Source organism: Azotobacter vinelandii CA, assembly GCF_000380335.1.
GTDB classification, from domain to species: Bacteria; Pseudomonadota; Gammaproteobacteria; order Pseudomonadales; family Pseudomonadaceae; genus Azotobacter; species Azotobacter vinelandii.
The window spans coordinates 2,164,919-2,184,697 of the sequence record NC_021149.1; the positions used below are offsets into that span (position 1 = coordinate 2,164,919).

General features: G+C 66.0%; 19 protein-coding genes and 2 pseudogenes. 6 read left to right on the forward strand and 15 right to left on the reverse strand.

Annotated features, from left to right (window positions below; all coding sequences use genetic code 11):
- Positions 1 to 41 precede the first annotated feature (41 nt).
- The 3 genes from AVCA_RS09880 to AVCA_RS09890 all read left to right on the forward strand — a co-directional run bounded on the left by AVCA_RS09880 (position 42) and on the right by AVCA_RS09890 (position 3,714).
- Positions 42 to 1,028, forward strand: a complete 987-nt coding sequence (locus AVCA_RS09880) for an ABC transporter substrate-binding protein (protein ID WP_012700761.1) — start codon at positions 42 to 44, stop codon at positions 1,026 to 1,028.
- A gap of 342 nt (positions 1,029 to 1,370) precedes the next feature.
- Positions 1,371 to 2,696 carry an LLM class flavin-dependent oxidoreductase gene (locus AVCA_RS09885; protein WP_012700763.1) on the forward strand — a complete coding sequence of 442 codons (1,326 nt, stop codon included), beginning with the start codon at positions 1,371 to 1,373 and terminating at the stop codon, positions 2,694 to 2,696.
- 124 nt (positions 2,697 to 2,820) lie between these two features.
- A complete protein-coding gene (locus AVCA_RS09890; protein WP_041807141.1) occupies positions 2,821 to 3,714 on the forward strand; it encodes a LysR family transcriptional regulator in 894 nt (297 codons plus the stop codon).
- A 51-nt stretch (positions 3,715 to 3,765) separates the two neighbouring features.
- Here AVCA_RS09890 and AVCA_RS09895 read toward each other — a convergent pair whose 3' ends face one another.
- From AVCA_RS09895 to AVCA_RS09940, 9 genes and pseudogenes are all read right to left on the reverse strand, one after another.
- Positions 3,766 to 4,167 carry an ExbD/TolR family protein gene (locus tag AVCA_RS09895; protein WP_012699476.1) on the reverse strand — a complete coding sequence of 134 codons (402 nt, stop codon included), beginning with the start codon at positions 4,165 to 4,167 and terminating at the stop codon, positions 3,766 to 3,768.
- Position 4,168: 1 nt separating this feature from the next.
- Entirely contained in the window at positions 4,169 to 4,879 is a 711-nt protein-coding gene (locus AVCA_RS09900) for a MotA/TolQ/ExbB proton channel family protein (RefSeq protein WP_012699477.1), read from the reverse strand.
- A gap of 33 nt (positions 4,880 to 4,912) precedes the next feature.
- Positions 4,913 to 5,740: an energy transducer TonB gene (locus tag AVCA_RS09905; RefSeq protein ID WP_012700766.1), complete on the reverse strand. Its 828-nt coding sequence runs from the start codon at positions 5,738 to 5,740 to the stop codon at positions 4,913 to 4,915.
- An 81-nt stretch (positions 5,741 to 5,821) separates the two neighbouring features.
- Positions 5,822 to 6,757, reverse strand: coding sequence for an aliphatic sulfonate ABC transporter substrate-binding protein (locus AVCA_RS09910; RefSeq protein ID WP_012700767.1), 936 nt, complete (start codon positions 6,755 to 6,757; stop codon positions 5,822 to 5,824).
- On the reverse strand, positions 6,754 to 7,797 hold the full coding sequence (gene mgrA, locus AVCA_RS09915) for an L-glyceraldehyde 3-phosphate reductase (protein ID WP_012700768.1): 1,044 nt from the start codon (positions 7,795 to 7,797) through the stop codon (positions 6,754 to 6,756). The genes AVCA_RS09910 and mgrA overlap by 4 nt, the downstream gene beginning before the upstream one ends.
- Positions 7,798 to 7,822: 25 nt before the next feature.
- Positions 7,823 to 9,151 (reverse strand): LLM class flavin-dependent oxidoreductase, encoded by a 1,329-nt coding sequence (locus AVCA_RS09920; protein WP_012700769.1) that lies wholly within the window; start codon positions 9,149 to 9,151, stop codon positions 7,823 to 7,825.
- Between the two features lie 77 nt (positions 9,152 to 9,228).
- Positions 9,229 to 9,543, reverse strand: a pseudogene (locus AVCA_RS09925) (TonB-dependent receptor); the annotation flags it as partial.
- Positions 9,544 to 9,556: 13 nt separating this feature from the next.
- Positions 9,557 to 10,503 (reverse strand): IS630 family transposase gene (locus AVCA_RS09930; RefSeq protein WP_407919053.1). Its coding sequence is split into 2 segments (ribosomal slippage): positions 9,557 to 10,158 and positions 10,158 to 10,503, totalling 948 coding nucleotides; the frame shifts between segments, so codons are not numbered across the junction.
- Positions 10,504 to 10,596: 93 nt separating this feature from the next.
- Positions 10,597 to 12,546, reverse strand: a pseudogene (locus AVCA_RS09940) (TonB-dependent receptor); the annotation flags it as partial.
- 207 nt (positions 12,547 to 12,753) lie between these two features.
- Here AVCA_RS09940 and AVCA_RS09945 point away from each other — a divergent pair.
- From AVCA_RS09945 to AVCA_RS09955, 3 genes are all read left to right on the forward strand, one after another.
- Entirely contained in the window at positions 12,754 to 13,797 is a 1,044-nt protein-coding gene (locus AVCA_RS09945) for a LacI family DNA-binding transcriptional regulator (protein ID WP_175556059.1), read from the forward strand.
- Between the two features lie 199 nt (positions 13,798 to 13,996).
- On the forward strand, positions 13,997 to 14,446 hold the full coding sequence (locus AVCA_RS09950; protein ID WP_012700771.1) for an antitoxin Xre/MbcA/ParS toxin-binding domain-containing protein: 450 nt from the start codon (positions 13,997 to 13,999) through the stop codon (positions 14,444 to 14,446).
- Positions 14,443 to 14,880, forward strand: a complete 438-nt coding sequence (locus AVCA_RS09955) for an RES family NAD+ phosphorylase (protein ID WP_012700772.1) — start codon at positions 14,443 to 14,445, stop codon at positions 14,878 to 14,880. The genes AVCA_RS09950 and AVCA_RS09955 overlap by 4 nt, the downstream gene beginning before the upstream one ends.
- 20 nt (positions 14,881 to 14,900) lie before the next feature.
- Here AVCA_RS09955 and AVCA_RS09960 read toward each other — a convergent pair whose 3' ends face one another.
- The 6 genes from AVCA_RS09960 to AVCA_RS09985 form a co-directional block, all read right to left on the reverse strand.
- Positions 14,901 to 15,302 carry an ExbD/TolR family protein gene (locus AVCA_RS09960; protein WP_012699476.1) on the reverse strand — a complete coding sequence of 134 codons (402 nt, stop codon included), beginning with the start codon at positions 15,300 to 15,302 and terminating at the stop codon, positions 14,901 to 14,903.
- Between the two features lies 1 nt (position 15,303).
- On the reverse strand, positions 15,304 to 16,014 hold the full coding sequence (locus AVCA_RS09965) for a MotA/TolQ/ExbB proton channel family protein (protein ID WP_012700773.1): 711 nt from the start codon (positions 16,012 to 16,014) through the stop codon (positions 15,304 to 15,306).
- A 33-nt stretch (positions 16,015 to 16,047) separates the two neighbouring features.
- Positions 16,048 to 16,908 (reverse strand): energy transducer TonB, encoded by an 861-nt coding sequence (locus AVCA_RS09970; RefSeq protein WP_012700774.1) that lies wholly within the window; start codon positions 16,906 to 16,908, stop codon positions 16,048 to 16,050.
- Positions 16,909 to 17,040: 132 nt separating this feature from the next.
- Positions 17,041 to 18,150 (reverse strand): LLM class flavin-dependent oxidoreductase, encoded by a 1,110-nt coding sequence (locus AVCA_RS09975; protein ID WP_012700775.1) that lies wholly within the window; start codon positions 18,148 to 18,150, stop codon positions 17,041 to 17,043.
- A gap of 395 nt (positions 18,151 to 18,545) precedes the next feature.
- Complete coding sequence (locus tag AVCA_RS09980; RefSeq protein ID WP_012700776.1) at positions 18,546 to 18,749, reverse strand: hypothetical protein; 204 nt, start codon at positions 18,747 to 18,749, stop codon at positions 18,546 to 18,548.
- A 130-nt stretch (positions 18,750 to 18,879) separates the two neighbouring features.
- Positions 18,880 to 19,743, reverse strand: a complete 864-nt coding sequence (locus tag AVCA_RS09985) for a TauD/TfdA dioxygenase family protein (protein ID WP_012700777.1) — start codon at positions 19,741 to 19,743, stop codon at positions 18,880 to 18,882.
- Between the last annotated feature and the right edge of the window lie 36 nt (positions 19,744 to 19,779).

Consider the following 19,779-nt stretch of genomic DNA (forward strand, 5'->3'; position numbering starts at 1 on the left):
CGGCGTCGCGTTTTCCCGGTAACGAAGAGAGAGGGCAGGCAATGCCGGATGAATATCCTTCGATGAATCGCCGTCGCATCCTGTTGACGGGAAGCCTGCTGGCGGGGGCGGCGCTGGCGAGCCGCTGGGGCGTGGCCGCGAGCGGCCCGCTGGATCTGTCCCGCACCCGGTTGGGGGTCGGTACCTACAAGGGCGCCGCGCCTTCCTTTTTCGAGGAAGCCGGTGTGGCGCCGCCTCCCTATGAAGTCAGCTACGCGGAACTGGCCGGCGGCAATCTGATCGTCGAGGCACTGGCCGCCGGCAGCCTGGATGTCGGCAGCATGAGCGAAATCCCGCCAGTGTTCGCCATCCGGAGCCGGGCGCCCATCAAGCTGATCGCCGTGCTGCGTGGCGACGTGAACAATCAGGTCTTCCTGGTGCCGCGGGGCTCCGGCATCCGGGAGATCGCCGAACTGAAGGGCAAGCGCGTCGGCTTCGTGCGTTCGACGACGTCCCACTACTTCCTGATCAAGGCCTTGAAGGAGCAGGGCCTGAGCCTGGCCGACATCGAGCCGGTGGGGCTGACGCCGCAGGACGGCTTTTCCGCCTTCCAGAGCGGACAACTGGATGCCTGGGTGATTTATGGCATCCATATCCAGATCGCGCTCGCCAGGACCGGCGCGCGCATCATCAAGACCGCGCTGGGTTATCTGTCGGGCAATTACGTGATCGCCGCCCGCGCCGAATCCCTGAAGGACCCCTACCGGGTCGCGGCGATCAAGGATTATCTGGCGCGGGAACAGCAGGTATGGGACTGGGTGCAGGCCAACCCGGAGCGCTGGGCGAAGAAAAGCGCGGCGATCACCGGCATCGACGCTTCCCTGTTCATGGATCAGTTCCGGGCACACAGCGAGCCTTATCGCATGGTTCCCGTCGACGACGCGGCGATCGCTTCCCAGCAGGAGGTGGCGGATCTGTTCCACGAGGCCGGCGTACTGGACCAGCGGCTGGATGTCGCCCCCCTGTGGACCAGGGACGTCTGGCCCTAAGGCGCTTTTCGGGTGAGCTCGTCGGCGATCGTCAATGGCGTAATCATCATTTATTTATAGCCAAAAATAATTTCACACATATTTTTTATAGTAATAACGTTGATCCAGGCCGACCCCATTCCCGGTGGAGGCGAACCTCGCCGATTCGTCCGAAGAGGCCCCCGTGTGCGACCCCGCCCGGCCATGACAGGGTGGCGGCACGCTCGCCCCGGGGGAATGCCTCGGTCGGGGAAGTGCCTGGGCGAAGCCGCAGGCCATGACCGTTTCCAGCCTGCAGCCTCCTTGAGCCGAGACCGACTGCTTTGGCCGATATCGGTTGTTTTCGATGACGGAGAAATAGCTATGGGTGGCCCGAGGCAACTCAAACTGGGTGCGATCATTCACGGTGTCGGCCACGGCTGGGGCGATTGGCGCCATCCGGATGCCGTGGCCGATGCCAGTGTCAATTTCCGTTTCTACCGGCAGCAGGCGCAACTGGCCGAGGCGGGCAGGTTCGATTTCCTGTTCATCGCCGACAGCCTGCACATCCACGAGAAATCCAGCCCGCACTACCTCAACCGCTTCGAACCCCTGACCATCCTTTCCGCGCTGGCCACCGTGACCGAGCACATCGGCCTGGTCGGCACCGCCACGGTCAGCTACACGGAGCCCTTCAACCTGGCCCGCCAGTTCGCCTCGCTCGACCATATCAGCGGCGGGCGGGCCGGCTGGAACGTGGTGACCTCCTGGCTGTCCGGCACGGCCGACAACTTCGGCCGGCCCGAACACGCGCCGCACGACCTGCGCTACCGGATCGCCAGGGAGCACCTCAACGTGGTCAAGGGCCTGTGGGACTCCTGGGAGGACGATGCCTTCGTCCGCGACAAGGCGAGCGGCAAATTCTTCGATCCCGACAGGCTGCATGCGCTCAACCACCAGGGCGAGTTCTTTTCCGTCAAGGGGCCCTTGAACATCGCCCGTTCGCCCCAGGGACAACCGGTCATCTTCCAGGCCGGCAGCTCGGAGGAGGGGCGCAACTTCGCGGCGCAGAACGCCGATGCGATCTTCGTCAATCCGGAGTCTTTCGACGAAGCGCTCGCCTATTATCGGGACATCAAGACGCGCACGGCCCAATACGGCCGGGACCCGCAGAAGCTGTCGATCCTGCCGGGCATCCGGCCGATCGTCGGACGCGACCCGGCCGAGGTCGAGCGGCGTTACCGGCAGGCCGTCGACCTGGTGTCCATCGAGGATGCCCTCGTCGCGCTGGGGCGTCCCTTCAACGATCACGATTTCTCGCGATATCCCCTCGACGAGCCCTTCCCCGAACTGGGCGATATCGGCAGGGACAGCCAGCAGGGCGAGTCCAACCACATCAAGCGGGTGGCCAGGGAGGAGGGACTCAGCCTGCGCGAGGCCGCCCTGCGCTTTTCCCGGCCGAACCGGGCGTTCGTCGGTACGCCGGAGCAGATCGCCGACACTTTGCAGCACTGGTTCGAGAAGGGCGCGGCGGACGGTTTCACCATCGGTTCGCTGCTGCCCGACAGCCTGCAGTCCTTCACCGAGCTGGTGGTGCCGGTTCTGCAGGCGCGCGGCCTGTTCCGCCGGGAATACGCCGGCCATACCCTGCGCGACAACCTGGGCCTGGACGTGCCCGTCAACCGCTATAGTGCGAGACGCCTGGCGTGAGGCCCCGGCCGGCGCCTACCATCTTCCGCCCGCGGCGGCCGGCCATCCTGTCGCACTGGCCTGGCAAGAGGATTGGAATTATCATTTTTATACATTTTCCATTTCCTCATTATGTTCATACCGAATGAAGCTTGATGACATAACGGCCTTCATGTCGGCAGTCCGCTGCCAGTCGATCATCCACGCCGCGGAGTCGTTGCAGTTGACCCAGCCGGCGATCACCCGGCGCATCCAGAATCTCGAGCACGACCTGGGGGTCGAATTGCTCGACCGCAACACCAAGCCGCTCAAGCCGACCGTCATCGGCTTGCGCGTCTACAAGCAATGCCTGGCGATCCTGCGCGAGATGGAAAACCTGCGCGAACTGGTGGCCAGCGACCGGCTGCCCAGCGGCATGTTGCGCATCGGCGTTCCGCAGACCCTGAGCGATGCCGTGCTGCCGCATGCCTTCAAGCAGTTGAAGGCGGCCTATCCGGACCTGAACACCCAGGTATCCACGGATTGGGGAAGCCATCTGCTCAGTGGCATCGAAAAGGACGAACTGGATGCGGCCGTCGCGTTCTTTCCATCCCGCAAGGTGTTCTCCGGCAGCGTGGTGGCCAACAGCCTCGGCAGCATGAACCTGCTGGTGGTCTGCGCGAAGGATCAGGCGCCCAAGCGTCCCTGCAGGCTGGTCGACTGCTACCAGAACGGCTGGGTATTGAATCCCGACGGTTGCGGCTTTCGCTCCAGCCTGCAGCACACCCTGATGGAGCAGGGGCTCGAACTGCGGGTCAACCTGGAAACCTTCGGCGTCGAGCTGCAACTGGGCCTGGTCGCCGACGGCCTGGGCCTGGGGCTGGTTCCCGGACCGCTGCTGGAGCGCAGCGCCCATTACGAGCGGCTGGCCGTGGTGAGTCTCAAGGATTTCAAGCCGACGATCGACCTGTGGCTGTTGCAGCCGCGCTTTCTGGGCAACCTGCAGGGGCCCGTCGACTTTTTCCGGAAACTGATCGGCCAGACGCTGAATTTTCTCTGATCAAAACCAGGCCGCCCTTTCCCTGCCGGGAAAGAGGCGGCTCGACGCCCGTTAGCGCGCCGTAATGACGGCGAGCTTGGTGATCCCCGCCCGCTCGATGGCGGCCATGGCCCTGGCCACCACGCCGTAGTCCACCTGGTCGTCGGCCTGCAACTGCACGCGCAGCTCGGCATCCGCAGCCTTGGCCGCCTGCAGGTTGCTTTCCAGCAGGTCGGGCTGGATCTCGTCCTTGTTGATGAACAGCTTGCCGCTGCCGTCGATGCTCACCACCAGCGGGTCCTTGGTGTCCGGCGGGGCGACCGCCTCGGTCTTGGGCAGGTTGATGGGGATGCTGTTGGTCAGCATCGGCGCGGTGACGATGAACACCACCAGCAGCACCAGCATCACGTCGACCAGCGGCGTGACGTTCATCTCGCTGAGGACTTCGTCGCTTTCCTGGGTCGAGAAGGCCATCTCAGATCGCCTCCTTGACGTGCTGGACACCCTGGCTCCGGCCGGCGCGCGGATACGGGATCAGCTTGAAGGCGCTCTTCTGCGCCAGGCTGTAGAAGTCGTGGGCGAAGTCGTCGAGGTCCGCGGCGGTCAGCTTCAGGCGGCGCAGGAAGTAGTTGTAGACCAGCACGGCGGGCACCGCGACGGCGATCCCCACGCCGGTGGCGACCAGGGCGGCGCCGATCGGGCCGGCGACGGTTTCCAGGCTGGCCGAGCCGGCGGCGCTGATGCCCTTGAGCGCTTCCATGATGCCCCAGACGGTGCCGAACAGGCCGATGAAGGGGGAGGTGGAGCCGATCGAGGCGACCACCGCCAGGCCGGACTCCAGGGAGCGGCGCTCGCGCTGGATCTGCTGGCGCAGGGCCCGTTCGAGGCGGTCCTGGTGGTTGATCGAATGGGCCAGGTCGTGCTGGCCGGGCTCCTCCCGGATGGCGGCGAAGCCGGCCTGGGCGACATGGGCCACGGCGCCGGCCTGGCGCTGGACCAGTTCGGCGGCGCTGTCCAGGCTGGGCGCTTGCCAGAAGTGTTTCAGCAGCCGGCGGTCGCGGTATCCGAGGCGGGCGAACTGGATGGCCTTGATCAGGGCCAGGCCCCAGGTGAGGACGGAAAAGCCGATCAAGACCCAGATGACGACATGTTCGACCGAGGCGAAGGGGTTGCCGAGCAGATCCATGGTGGGTTCCTCCTGAAGAAGGGTGCGGATGGGTTAGTTCAGTTTGAAATCGATGGGCACGGTCACCCAGCCGTCCTGGGCCTGGTCGCCGCGCTTGGCGGGGACGAAGCTCCAGCGGCGGACCGCGGCGACCGCGGCTTCGTCGAGCAGGTCGCGTCCGCTGGACTGCTGGACGCGGATCTCGCTCGGCCTGCCGCTGGCCAGCACATGCACGCGCAGCAGGACGCTGCCTTCCCAGTTGCGGCGCAGGGCCAGGGCCGGGTATTCGGGTGCCGGGTTCTTCAGATAGCCGGCGCCGGCCGAGGGTGGCGTGAGCGGGGCCTGGGCGGGCGCGGGCGCCGATGCCGGGGCGGCCGGCGCCGGGGGAGCCGCCGGAGCGGGTGGCGCCTCGGCTTTGGCCGGAGGCGTCCTGGCCGGCTTGGCTTCGGCCTTCTGCCTGGGCGGCTGGGGTTTGGGCGGCTTGGGCGGCGCCTTTCTGGGGGCCAGTTCCTCGACCACCGGCGGAGGGGGAGGCGGCTCCGGTGCGGCGACCGTCGGTGGCGGCGGAGTCGGTTCGACCGGCTCGGCGGGTGGCGCCGGGCTGCTGAACTCGATGGTCATGGGGGGGATTTGCACGGGGACTTCCGGCAGGGGCGGTGCGCTGTGCCGGCCGAGCCAGTGCAGGGCGCCGGCGTGCAGCAGCAGGGCCGCCAGCATGCCCAGAGCCAGAACTTCTCTCCTTGGGGATCGGTTGGCGACTCTGAAACGCGATGCCTCCAACGCCTGAGGTCGCGCTGCGTCGAATGCCGGCGCCTTTTCCGTCTGGCGTTCTTCATGCTTCGGCATATGAGGCGCTCTGCCGGCGCCAAGGGCGTTTCCCATCGTTGCGCTCCATGGGTTCAAGGGTACGATCCGGGAGGTTTCCGAGCGCCCGGTCGATTGGCCGCGGCCGTGCATTGCCGGTCATGGCCGCCAGACGGCAGCGGAGACATCCACCCGTTTCGGCAGCAGACGGTTTTCCAGGAACAGGTCGGCAGTGCGCTGCTGGGCGGCGACGATTTCCGCACTCATGGGCAGGACGGACGCTACCGGGCGATGGCTGAACGTCCGCTCGATCACCGCCTCCGGCAATCCGGTGAACCCGGCGAGCAGACGGATGCTGCCGGCCCTGTCGCTCTGGAGCCGTCTTTCCGCCTGCTCCAGCTCATCCAGCACGGCTTTCACGAAGTTCGGATCGGACTCGGCATAGGAACGTGCCGCCAGATAGAACGGACCGAGCAGCCCCAGGCCCTCGCCGTTGGCCAGCAGGCGTGCGCGTCCCTCCAGTTCGACGGCCGAATAGAAGGGGTCCCAGATCGCCCAGGCGTCCACCCGGCCGCTTTCGAAGGCGGCGCGGGCGTCGGCCGGCGGCAGGTAGACCGGCTGGATATCCACGAAGGACAGGCCGGCCGCCGCCAGCGCGCGCAGCAGCAAGTTGTGCGCGCTGGAGCCTTTCTGCAGGGCCACCTTGCGCCCCTTGAGCTCGGCGACGCTGCGGATCGGGCTGTCCGGCGCCACCAGAATCACTTCGGCCCGTGGCTTGGGCGGTTCGGCGCCGATGTACAGCAGGTCGGCACCGGCCGCCTGGGCGAACAGCGGCGGGATGTCGCCCGTGGAGCCGATATCCAGACTGCCGATGTTCAGCGCCTCGAGCATCTGCGGACCGGCAGGGAATTCGATCCAGTCGATGCGAGTTCGAGGAAAGCGTTTCTCCAGTAGGCCGTGCTGCTTGGCCAGGACCAGACTGCTCGACGCTTTCTGGTAGCCAATGCGTAAGACCGTCGGATCGGCGAGCGACACTTGGGCGAAGGCCAACAGTCCAAACAGAAGCATGCCGAATCGGAAAGTCTTCATCTTCATGCCTGCCAGTCGCTCGAGGGCTTTTCCCAGAGATTGATGCCGCCTTCGACGGCATGGCGGTCGATTTCGGCCAGCTCCTCGGTGCTAAACGCCAGGTTATCCAGAGCGGCGACGTTCTCGACGAGTTGCTCCGGGCGGCTGGCACCGATCAATGCCGAGGTCACCCGTGGATCGCGCAAGGTCCAGGCCAGGGCCAACTGAGCCAGGCTCTGGCCGCGCCGGCGGGCGATCTCGGCGAGCGCCCGGGCACGCCGAATGTTCGCCTCGGACAGGTGCTCGGGGCGCAGCGAGGCGCCGCCGGGACGGTTGATCCGCGCATCGGCGGGGATGCCATCCAGGTACTTGTCGGTGAGCAGCCCCTGGGCCAGGGGGGTGAAGGCGATCACGCCGGCGCCGAGGTCCTCGGTGGTGGCCAGCAGGTCCTTTTCCACCCAGCGGTTGAACAGGTTGTAGGCCGGCTGGTGGATCAGCAGAGGCACCTTGTGCTCGCGCAGCAAGGCGGCGATCTCGCGGGTCTTGCCCGCGGAGTAGGAGGAAATGCCCACATACAGCGCCTTGCCTTGACGAACGGCATCGGCCAGCGCGCCGGCGGTTTCCTCCAGTGGCGTGTCGGCGTCGAAGCGGTGCGAATAGAAGATGTCCACGTAGTCGACGCCCAGGCGCCTGAGGCTCTGGTCGAGGCTGGCGAGCACGTACTTGCGCGAGCCGCCACCCTGTCCATAGGGGCCGGGCCACATGTCCCAGCCGGCCTTGGTGGAGAGGATCAACTCGTCGCGATAGGCGCGGAAATCCTCGCGCAGCAGGCGGCCGAAGTTGGTCTCGGCGCTGCCGTAGGGCGGCCCGTAGTTGTTGGCCAGGTCGAAGTGGTTGATGCCGAGGTCGAAGGCGGCGCGCAGCAGGGCGCGCTGGGTGTCGAGCGGGCTACTGTCACCGAAGTTGTGCCACAGCCCCAGGGACAGGGCCGGCAGCACCAGGCCGCTGCGGCCAACGCGGCGGTAGGGGATGCGCTCGTAGCGGTTCGGCACGGCAACATAGGTCATGGGGAAACCTCCGGACGGTGGGCGATCAGGCGAAGAAGGGGCTTTTCGGGCGCGCCAAGCCGAGGTGTTCGCGCAGAGTGCGGCCCCGGTATTCGCGCCGGAACAGGCCGCGCCGCTGCAGTTCCGGTACCACCAGTGCGGCGAAGTCTTCCAGACCGCCCGGCAGGTGCGGCACCAGCACATTGAAACCGTCGGCAGCGCGCTCCTCGAACCAGGCCTGTAGCTCGTCGGCGATCTGCCGAGGCGTGCCGATCAGGCTGTAGTGGCCGCGCCCGCCGGCGATGCGCCGGCCCAACTGGGCCAGAGTCAGGTTTTCTGCGCCCGCCAGTTCGGTCAAAAGCTGCTGGCGGCTGCGCTGGCCGCTGTCGGTGAGCGGCAGTTCCGGCAGCGGGCCGTCCAGCGGGTATTCGGACAGGTCGAAGTTACCCAGCATGCGCCCGAGCAGGGCGACGCCCACCTGCGGCTCGACCAACTCCTGGAAGGCCTCGAACTTCTCTTTGGCCTCGCTCTCGCTCTGCCCGGCGACCACGAAGACGCCAGGCATGATGCGCAGCGCGTTCTCGTCGCGGCCGAACCTGCCAAGCCGTCCCTTGAGGTCGGCGTAAAAGGTTTTCGCCGATTCCAGCGAAGCCTGTGCGGTGAACACCATCTCGGCGGTCTCGGCGGCCAGCTCGCGGCCGGCTTCGGAGGAGCCGGCCTGCACGACCACCGGGCGTCCTTGAGGCGAACGCGCCACATTGAGCGGACCGCGCACCTGGAAATGCTCGCCCCGGTGATCAAGCACATGCAGCTTGTCCGGGTCGTAGAAGCGCCCGCTGGCCTTGTCGCGCAGGAAGGCGTCATCCGCCCAACTGTCCCACAGGCCGGTGACCACGCGGTGGAACTCGTGTGCCCGGACATAGCGTTCGGCATGCCCGAGATGTTCGTCGCGGCCGAAGTTCTGTGCTTCGGCGGCGGCGTCGGAGGTCACCAGGTTCCAGCCGCAGCGCCCGCCCGACAGGTGATCCAGCGAGGCGAACTTGCGCGCCACGTGGTAGGGCTCGTTATAGGTGGTGGTCGCCGTGCCGACCAGACCGATCCGCTCGGTGATCGCAGCGAGCGCCGAGAGCAGGGTGAGGGGCTCGAAATAGGTCGAGCGCGAGGTATGGCTGGCAACCTTGTCGTCGAAGACGGCGACGCTGTCGGCGACGAACAGCGCATCGAAGCAGGCCGCTTCGGCGACCTGCGCGGCACGCCGGTAAACGGAAAAATCCAGGGGATCGGCCGGCACATCCGGATGCCGCCAGGCGGCCACATGATGCCCGGTGGCCATGAGGAAGGCGCCGAGACTGAGTTGACGAGAGGATTGGCTCATGAGATGTCCTTGCCACAGGGGCGAACGAAGTGATCGGATCGCCCGGCGAGCCGGGCGGAAAATGCTCGGAAGCAGGCTCAAAGCTCCTTGCGCAGTTGCACGCCGAAGTAGCGCTCGTCGTCGCGCGGCACGAAGCGATAGATGTAGTTGCCGCCGGAGGCCAGCGACTGGGCGTAGGACTTGTCGTTCAGGTTCTTGCCCAGAAAGGCCACGCGCCAGCCGTCGTTGTAATCGGCCAGGGCGATGCTGGCGTTCCAGATGCCATAGGCGCCCTGCTTGGTGTCCGGATTCTGGTCGAGGGTGAACTGCACCTCGTCCTGCCAACTGAAGTCGCTGCTCAGCTCGATGTCCAGCCCGTTGCGCAGCGGGATCGTGTAGTCGGCGCGCACATAGAGCATTTTTACCTTATCCTGATTCATATCCGGCGGCCTCGAAGTAGTGCCTGCAGTCCTGTGCAGAGAACTGCGCAATCGCCTCGCCAATGCTCTGCCACAGCTCCGGCACGGTCCGCGCCGCCGCCTTTCTCAGCAGTGCCTTGAGCTTGGAGAAGGCCATCTCGATCGGGTTCAGGTCGGGGCTATAGGGTGGCAAGTAGCGCAGTGTGGCTCCTGCGCCTTCGATGGCCTGGCGTACCCCCGCCACCTTGTGGGCCGGCAGGTTGTCCATCACCACGATATCGCCGGGCGTCAGTTCGGGTACCAGAACCTGCCCGACATAGGCCAGGAAGACCGGGCCGTTCATGGCGCCATCGAGCACCAGCGGAGCAGTTAGCCCGTCCACGCGCAGGCCGGCGGTAAAGGTCGTGGTTTTCCAGTGGCCGTGGGGGATCGCGGCCCGGCAGCGCTCGCCGCGAGGGGCCCAGCCCCGCAGGCGGGCCAGGTTCGTCGAAGCGGCGGTTTCGTCGACGAAGATCAGCTTGCGCCAATCGAAACCGGACTGCTCCTCGATCCATCCCTGTCGGGCTGCCTGGACGTCCGGCCGTTGCTGCTCGGCTGCATGCGCCGTCTTTTTTTGAACGTCATGGCGTGCCGGTCGAGAAACGTCCACACCGTCGCCAGGCTGACACGGACGCCACGCTCCCGTTCGAGGGTCGCGGCGAGTTCGGCCAGCGTCAGGTCGGGGGTCTGCTCGAGCAGGCCGAGCAGGTAGTCCGCATGGGGATCGAGCCGCAAGCCCCGGGGCTTGCCCTGTCGGCGGGCGACGAGTTCCCCGCCTTCCCGGAAGCGCCGTACCCAGACGATCGCCGTCGCCGTGCCGACGTCGAATCGCTCGGCGGCCCGCCGAGCCGACAGCCCGCCCATGGCCGCCTCGACGACGCGCCGGCGAAGGTCCGCACTGTATGCCCGAGCCATTCTGGTCTCCTTGTCCGAGCGGGAGAGGAGAACCGAAATGACCAGGAAGAGCAACCCCTGTATGTCGAATTCGTATTTTCTAAAAATGCTCTAGCTCTTCCAGTCCGGCGTGAAGGGCAGTGGCTTGCCGTCCACGTCGCAATTGGCGGCCGCGCCCGGCGGGCACTGGAAGCTGTCGATGCGCGCCTCCGTATAGGCCAGGGCGCCGGACAGCCGGAACCGGCGGGTGGCCTGAAAGCTGTAGTCCAGTTCGACACCGCGGGTGTAGACGCTGCCGGCATTGACCAGACGAGTCACCACCTGGCCGGCCACGGTGTCGTAGAAGTTCGCCTGGTAGTCGTCGTAATCGGTGTGGAAGATCGCCAGGTTGGCAGTCAGGCGGTTGTTCAGCGCCGTGGCCTTAAGGCCGATCTCGTAGGCGTCGGAGGTTTCCGGCTTGAGGGATTCGGTGTCGCGCGGCTGCATGTTGAAGAACACGTTGTAGGCCGGCCCCTTGTAGCCTCGCGAGTAGGTGGCATAGCCCATCAGGTGGTCGGTGAAGTCGTACTGCACGCCGATGCGGCCGCTCCACTCGTCCTCGTCCACCGAGCCGGAGCTGGCGGTCGAGGGCTGGATGCCGGTGACCGCGACAGGCGAGGTGGAAACCCGGCGGTGAGTGTATTCCAGTTCGTCCTGGGTCCAGCGCAGGCCGAAGATGCCCCGGAAATTCTCGGTGAAATTGAAGGTGTTCTCGCCGAACAGGGCGAAGCTGTCGCTGGTCACGTCGTAGTCGGCGCGCCCCTGATTGGCCACTCCGCCGTTCACCGACAGACGCTGGTAGGTTTCTTCGGTGCGGCCGTGCATGTAGTAGACGCCCAGCACGTATTCGAGAAATCCGCCCTTCGGCGAGGTCAGACGAAACTCCTGGGAGTACTGGTCGTAGTCCACTTCGCCCTTGTCGTGAGAAGCGCTCAGCGGCAGGGCCTCAAGGCGGTCGCCATCCTGGAACTGGGTGTTGTCCCAGCGGCGCCAGGCCGTGATGGAGGTCAGGGTGAAGTCGCCCAGCCGCCATTCGGCCTGTCCGGAGATGCCGGCGTTGGTGTCCTCGACGCGGCTTTTGTAGTCGCTGGCGATGTCCTGGTTGTGTCGGCTCGGCGATACCGGCTTGAGCGAGTCGGCGAAGGCGGCGCTACCGGTCGAGACGACCACTCCGTTGGGGATGTCGTCGTCGCTGCGCGAGTAGTCGCCGATCAGGGTGAACTTGAAGTTTTCGCTTGGCTCGAATTCCAGTTTGCCGCGCAGGCCCGTGCGGTCGTAGCCATTGACATCGTCGTTGTTGGCGACGTTTTCCACGTTGCCGTCGTATTTGCCGAGCAGGCCGCTCAGCGAGCCCTTGAGGCTGTCGGTCAGGCGACCGCCGACGCCGAAGCGCACGCGGTTCTCGTTGCCGTTGCCGAAGTGCGAATAGTCGACGTAGCCCTGGAGGTGTTCCGGCGCGGCCCGGGAGACGATGTTGAGCACACCGGCCGAGGCGTTCTTGCCGAACAGGGTGCCTTGCGGTCCGCGCAGCACTTCGATGCGTTCCAGATCGACCAGATCGAGGGTCGACTGGCCGGGCCGGCCGAACACCACGCCATCGATCACCGTGGCCACGGTCGGTTCGATGCCCGGCGAAGTGGAGATGGTGCCGACGCCGCGGATGAACAGCGAGGTGTCCTTGTTCGAGGCACCGGTGCGGAAGTTCAATGTCGGTACCTGCTGGACGATGCTGGCGACGCTGTTGCGGTTGTCGCGCTCCAACTGCTCCCCGTCGATCACCGAAACGGCCACGGGAATCTCCTGCAAGGAGGCCTCGCGGCGGGTGGCCGTAACGGTGACGGCCTGGAGAACCGGCTCGCCATCGGTGCTCGATGCCGTGGCTTCGGTCGTTGCCGCGTCCGACTCCGCCCAGGCGGAGCCTCCCAGGCAGGACAGCAGAACCGCCAATGCCAGGGGATCGCGATAATTGGCAAAATGCTGTCTGTTGCTGGGTTCGGCGCCGATGTGATGACTGATTTCTTTCATGCTCTTGCTCTGCCCCGAAGGACCGGATGCGGTCTGTTCGGCTACTGGATCTGAACGAAGCGCCTGTTCTGGTCTCGTGTGTGCGAGTGGCAGATGACGAGAAATAACTCGTTATGTCAGCGCTAACATGCGCAGTATCGAAGTGTTCCAGATAGATCGTCAAATAATCAAAAATTACTTTTATATTCAGTTTCGAGAGGAAAGCCTGTGAGCGATTCATCGCCTCCCCGCAAACGGCGTACGGCCGGGCGCATCACGCTTAACGACGTCGCCCGCGAGGTGGGGGTTTCGGCGCTGACCGTCTCGCGTTTCTTCAATCATCCCGAGCGGGTTTCGGAAGAACTGCGTCAGCGTATCGGCGAAGCCGTCTCGGCACTCGGCTATGTACCCAATCTGGTCGCCGGCAGCCTCGCTTCCGCGCGCAGCCGTATCGTCGGCATGGTCATCCCGAATATTTCGGGTCCCATCTTCGCCAATACCATCCAGGGCTTCAGCGACACCCTGAGCCGGCACGGATACCAGTTGCTGCTGGCCTCCAGCTACTTCTCGCCGGAACAGGAGGAAAATGCCGTGCGCGCTTTTCTCGGCTGGTCGCCGGCCGCATTGGTGGTCACCAGTCATTTCCATAGCGAGGGCACGGAAAAACTTCTTGCCGGAACGGACATCCCCGTGGTCGAGATTTGGGATTACCAACCCGAACGCGCGCCCATTCAGGTCGGTTTCCAGCACTACGATGTGGGGGAAATGGCGGTACGCCATCTGCTCGGCAAGGGTTACCGGCGCATCGCCTTCGTGCTGAACAGCGCCGCCGGAGACTTCAGCGCCTTGGATAGGCGCGATGGCTATGCGGCCATCCTGGAAGCCGCTGGACTCCAGCCCTGGAATTTCGTCCCCAGCATCGGCAGCGCACCTTTCGAGGCAGGCAAGGAGGCCATGGAAACGCTGATGCAGGGTACGCCGAAGCCCGATGCGATCATTTTCGCCAATGACAACCTGGCGGCCGGCGGCCTGCTCGCCGCGCAACGCATGGGCCTGCGCATCCCCGACGATTGCGCTGTCATGGGGTTCGGCGACTACGCCTTCGCCCACATGCTGTTACCGAGCCTGAGCACCATCCGGCCACCGTCGCTGGCGATCGGTGAAATGGCTGCGCTGCGGGTATTGGAAAGCCTCGGGGCGATAGCCACGACGCTGCCGGTGCAGCGCTTGAACCGGCTCGAATGCCAACTGGTCGAGCGGGAAAGCACATAGGGACGATCCGGGCGGAAACGAAAGCCGTAGCCGCTTCCAGGCCCGGGGGAAGTGGCCGGAACCGCCCTGATTGACGGCGAACCCGGCGATCCCCGCCCGCTCGATGGCGGCCATGGCCCCGGTGTCCGCGAGAGGGCACGCTTGTCCGCTCCGGCGAATGCCGGATACAATCCGGCGAACACCGGATCGGAGGTCCTCCATGCTTGCCGAAGTGCTGCGTGACCACGGCTATACCGCGTACCGGGTGCGTCTTCGCAGTCTGCTGGACATTCCCGAGTCGGCAACCGACTTCGAGATCCACACCCGGATTACCCAGGGCTTTCCCGCGGCACGCCTGATGCAGTTGACCGAGGCCGGGGTTGTCACGCCACTGGAGCGCGACCAGATCATTCCCCTGCGCACCCTCAAGAGCCGCATCGAGCGCGATCAGCCGCTGACCGTGGAGGAAAGCGACAGGTTCTTTCGCGCCGCTCACATCACGGCGATGGCCGAAGCCGTCTTCGGCGATCGCGAAAAGGCCAGGCGCTGGCTTTCCAAACCCAAGGAGCGGTTTTCCGGCCTGACTCCCATGCAGATGCTCACCACCCAGCAGGGCACCGCTCAGGTGGAAGAAATGTTGCTGCAGATCGTCGAAGGCCTGGCCTTGTGATCCTCTGGCGGATCAGCGCCTACGCCGATCTCGGCGGAGTCGGCGGCTTGCGCGCCAGCGGCCGCTGGCATCATATCGGCAGGCCGGTCGTCTATGCGGCGGAAAGCCCGGCCGGGGCGATGCTGGAGGTGCTCGTCCATCTGGAAATCGATCCCGAGGACTTCCCGGCGACGCTGCAGTTGATCCGCATCGAGCTTCCGGATCCGGTTTCGCTGGCCGAACTCGCGCCGCTGCCGGAGAACTGGAAGTCCGACCCGGAAGCCACCCGCGCCATCGGCGACCGGTTTCTGGATACGAGGAGCGCCCTGCTGCTCCCGGTACCCAGTGCCATCATCCCCTGCACGACCAACTATCTGTTCAACCCCGTACATCCCGAAGCCAGCGGCGCGAGCATCCGGGTGGAGCAGTTTCCCCTCGACGCCCGGCTCGTCTGAAGACACGGCCCGACGTGCGATCAGCGTGCGGTGATCACCGCGAGCTTGGTGATCCCCGCCCGCTCGATGGCGGCCATGGCCCTGGCCACCACGCCGTAGTCCACCTGGTCGTCGGCCTGCAACTGCACGCGCAGCTCGGCATCCGCAGCCTTGGCCGCCTGCAGGTTGCTTTCCAGCAGGTCGGGCTGGATCTCGTCCTTGTTGATGAACAGCTTGCCGCTGCCGTCGATGCTCACCACCAGCGGGTCCTTGGTGTCCGGCGGGGCGACCGCCTCGGTCTTGGGCAGGTTGATGGGGATGCTGTTGGTCAGCATCGGCGCGGTGACGATGAACACCACCAGCAGCACCAGCATCACGTCGACCAGCGGCGTGACGTTCATCTCGCTGAGGACTTCGTCGCTTTCCTGGGTCGAGAAGGCCATCTCAGATCGCCTCCTTGACGTGCTGGACACCCTGGCTCCGGCCGGCGCGCGGATACGGGATCAGCTTGAAGGCGCTCTTCTGCGCCAGGCTGTAGAAGTCGTGGGCGAAGTCGTCGAGGTCCGCGGCGGTCAGCTTCAGGCGGCGCAGGAAGTAGTTGTAGACCAGCACGGCGGGCACCGCGACGGCGATCCCCACGCCGGTGGCGACCAGGGCGGCGCCGATCGGGCCGGCGACGGTTTCCAGGCTGGCCGAGCCGGCGGCGCTGATGCCCTTGAGCGCTTCCATGATGCCCCAGACGGTGCCGAACAGGCCGATGAAGGGGGAGGTGGAGCCGATCGAGGCGACCACCGCCAGGCCGGACTCCAGGGAGCGGCGCTCGCGCTGGATCTGCTGGCGCAGGGCCCGTTCGAGGCGGTCCTGGTGGTTGATCGAATGGGCCAGGTCGTGCTGGCCGGGCTCCTCCCGGATGGCGGCGAAGCCGGCCTGGGCGACATGGGCCACGGCGCTGGCCTGGCGCTGGACCAGTTCGGCGGCGCTGTCCAGGCTGGGCGCCTGCCAGAAGTGTTTCAGCAGCCGGCGGTCGCGGTATCCGAGGCGGGCGAACTGGATGGTCTTGATCAGGGCCAGGCCCCAGGTGAGGACGGAAAAGCCGATCAAGACCCAGATGACGACATGTTCGACCGAGGCGAAGGGGTTGCCGAGCAGATCCATGGTGGGTTCCTCCTGAAGAAGGGTGCGGATGGGTTAGTTCAGTTTGAAATCGATGGGCACGGTCACCCAGCCGTCCTGGGCCTGGTCGCCGCGCTTGGCGGGGACGAAGCTCCAGCGGCGGACCGCGGCGACCGCGGCTTCGTCGAGCAGGTCGCGGCCGCTGGACTGCTGGACGCGGATCTCGCTCGGCCTGCCGCTGGCCAGCACATGCACGCGCAGCAGGACGCTGCCTTCCCAATTGCGGCGCAGGGCCAGGGCCGGGTATTCGGGTGCCGGATTCTTCAGATAGCCGGCGCCGGCCGAGGGCGGCGTGAGCGGGGCCTGGGCGGGCGCGGGCGCCGATGTCGGGGCGGCCGGGGCCGGGGCCGGGGCCGGGGCCGGGGCCGGGGCCGGGGGCGCCGTCGGAGCGGGTGGCGCCTCGGCCTTGGCCGGAGGCGTCCTGGCCGGCTTGGCTTCGGCCTTCTGCCTGGGCGGTTGGGGTTTGGGGGGCTTGGGCGGCGCCTTCCTGGGGGCCAGTTCCTCGACCACCGGCGGAGGGGGAGGCGGTTCCGGTGCGGCGACCGCCGGTGGCGGAGGCGTCGGTTCGACCGGCTCGGCGGGTGGGGCCGGGCTGCTGAACTCGATGGTCATGGGAGGGATTTGCACGGGGACTTCCGGCAGGGGCGGCGCGCTGTGCCGGCCGAGCCAATGCAGGGCGCCGGCGTGCAGCGCCAGCGCCAGGGCACCGAGCAGGAGCGCTTCCCGGCGGCGCAACGGGCGCGTATCCGGCGCCGCGAAGCGCACGGAGCCCAGGGCGCGCCGGACCGGCGCGCCAAAGTCGGGAACCTCGCCAGAAATATCCGCTTCAGGCCATGGCCCGGCAGCGGGGCCATTGGCTGTAAGGACGCTGCCCATCGGCAATACTCCTGAACGAAACGTCTATCCGGGGGATGACAGGAAGAAACCGAAAGCGATCGCTGCGGATTCGCAAGCGCCGATGGCCCGGCGGAGCCACGCGCTTGCGGTGCGCCCGGAGCGTCGTTCGCTTCAGCCGGCCAGGCTTTTCGGCGCGGCGGACTGCTCGTTCACCAGCTTGCGGATGCGTGGCAGCAGCTCCTGCCCGTATTCGACGGCATCGCGCAACGGGTCGAAGCCTCGGAACAGGAAGGTGGTCACGCCGACGTTGTAGTAGTCCAGCGCGGCCTCGGCGACCTGGTCGGGCGTTCCGACCAGGGAGGTCGAGTTGCCCGCGGCACCGGTCAGCGCGGCGATCTCCGTCCACAGGCGCTTGTCGTGCACGGGCCTCTGGCGCGAGAAGTCCACCAGGCGCTCGGCGCCCACGTTGCTCTTGGCGCCTTCCTTGAAGCGGCGCCAGCCGCCCTGCTGGTTCACCAGCCGGGTGGCGCTTTCCAGGATGCGCTGGGAACGCGCCCAGGCTTCCTCCTCGGTCGCGCCCAGGATCGGGCGCAGCGACAGGCTGAAGCGGATGTGCTTGTCCCGGCCGTACTTGGCCGCCGCCTTGCGTACCTGGGCGATGCGTTCGCGGATGTTCTCCACCGGTTCGCCCCACATCATGTAGACGTCCGCGTGCTTGGCCGCGACCTCCACGGCGGCGTCGGAGGCGCCGGAGAAGAAGATCGGCAGGTGCGGCTTCTGCACGGGCTTCACCTGGGTCAGGTTGTCGGTGATCTGGTAGTACTTTCCTTGGTGGTCGAAAGGCTCGGTGCTCGTCCAGGTTTTCTTGAACACGTCGAGGTATTCGTCGGTGCGCCGATAGCGCTCGTCCTTGTCGGCGAGCAGTTCGCCGTCCCGCTGCAGATCGCCGCTGTCGCCGCCGGTGATCACGTTGATCGCGGCGCGCCCGTTGCTCAACTGATCCAGGGTGGCGAACTGGCGGGCCGCGAAGGTGGGGGCCTGGAAGCCGGGGCGGTGGGCGACCAGCAGGCCCAGCCGTTCGGTATGGGCGGCGGCGTAACTGGCCAGCACCAGGGAGTCCGGCACGCTGGTGTTCACTGCCAGCAGGGCCTTGTCGAAACCACCGTATTCCTGGGCCTGGGCGAAGGCCTTGATGAATTCCCGGTCGACCTGCGGTCCGCGCGCGGCCAGGGATTCGCTCGCTTCCTGCGGGCCGATGAAACCAATGAACTCCAGACTCATTTCACATGTTCTCCATTCTGAAAGGTGCTTGCCGATATGCGACAAGACGGATTTGCGCTGCTGTCGTGATGCTAGGAAAAGCCGTCTGAATATGCAAAAACATTATAGAAATATCTATATAATGATTTTGGTTTATATAACTGAAGCGAGGGGGCCGCTATCGCGACGCAGAGGATCGCCGTGCGTGCAGGCGCATGCGTGAACGGGTTGCGTTGGTGCGGAGAATGGGAAAGTCCGGAGCGGGTCAGGGTCCGTCGAGCGCCGGACCGTCGGCCGGATCCGGGGCCAGGCGGCGCTGGACCGCTGCGGATATCCGGGCGGCGGGAAAGTCGCTCACATGCTCCCTCGGGAGCCCGGCTGCATCGTCGTTCGACGTGGGGACTCTCTGCGCCGTTTCAGGCGTGGGCGCCATCGAAGGAATTGACCGGCCTGGGCGGGCCGAGGTGCTCGCGCAGGGTGCTTCCCCGGTATTCCGTGCGGAACAGGCCGCGCCGCTGCAACTCCGGCACCATCAGGGAGAGGAAGAATTCGGCGCCGCCGGGCAGGCGCCAGCCGCCCAGGTGACTGCCGGAGTGAGTCAGGAAGAGGGCGAGATGCATGGGGTGGGGTCTCGTTCGTTGTCGGTGGGGGGAAGGGCAGGTGCAGGACCGATACGTTTTCCCTGGTTGGGGCGAAACCTGTCCTCCCAGACAGGAAAGCGCCCCGGCCCTACACTCCGACACAGAAAAATCAACCCGCCCTGGCGGCCTTCCTGAGCCGATGCGGAATGTCGTCGTCGGCGATCAGCACCCGCTCCATGACGCGGGGATAGTCCCCGTAGTTGTGCACCGGATAGTGCAGGCTGGAGCGATTGTCCCAGAAGGCTAGCGAACCCTCCCGCCACTTGAAGCGCACATGGTATTCCGGGGTGCTGAACTCCTTGAGCAGGTAGTCCACCAGTTCGCGGCTCTCCTCCGGGCTCCAGCCGAGGATGTAGGGGAACATGGAGAAGTTGATGAAGAGCACGTCCTCGCCGGTTTCCGGATGGGTGCGCACCAGCGGATGGGATACCAGCGGATAGTCGAAGCCCACCGCGTCCAGCGAGGGCTTGAAGTTGTGCACCACGTAGAGATCGTCGATGCGCGCCTTGACGTCATCGGGCAGGCCCCGGTAAACCAGCCCGCTGTCCGCCCAGATGGTGTCGCCGCCGGCCGGCGGCAGGTCCAGCGGGCGCAGGACCGCGCCGTAGGTGGGTTCCAGCAGCCAACTGGTGTCCGAGTGCCAGCGCCCGCGCAGCGCGTCCCCGTAGCGGGCCCGGGCCTCGCTGGCGATGATCTGGTGCACTTCCGGGAACCGCTCGTCGGGCTGTTTCGAGGTCGGATGCACGTACAACTCGCCGAAATGGCGGGCGAAGGCCACCTGCTGCTCGCGGCTCAGGTGCTGGTCGCGGAAGAACAGCACCTTGTATTGCAGCAGCAGCGCCTTGAGCCGGTCGCGCTGGGCCGGGCTCAGGGGTTTCTTCAGGTCCACGCCGCTCACTTCGGCGCCGATGGTCGGCTCCAGCGGGGTGATTTCGAGGGTTTCGGTCTTGCTGGCCAGAGTTGCTGTGGTCATGCGGTTTTCTCCTCTCCTTACTTACGGATGAAATCC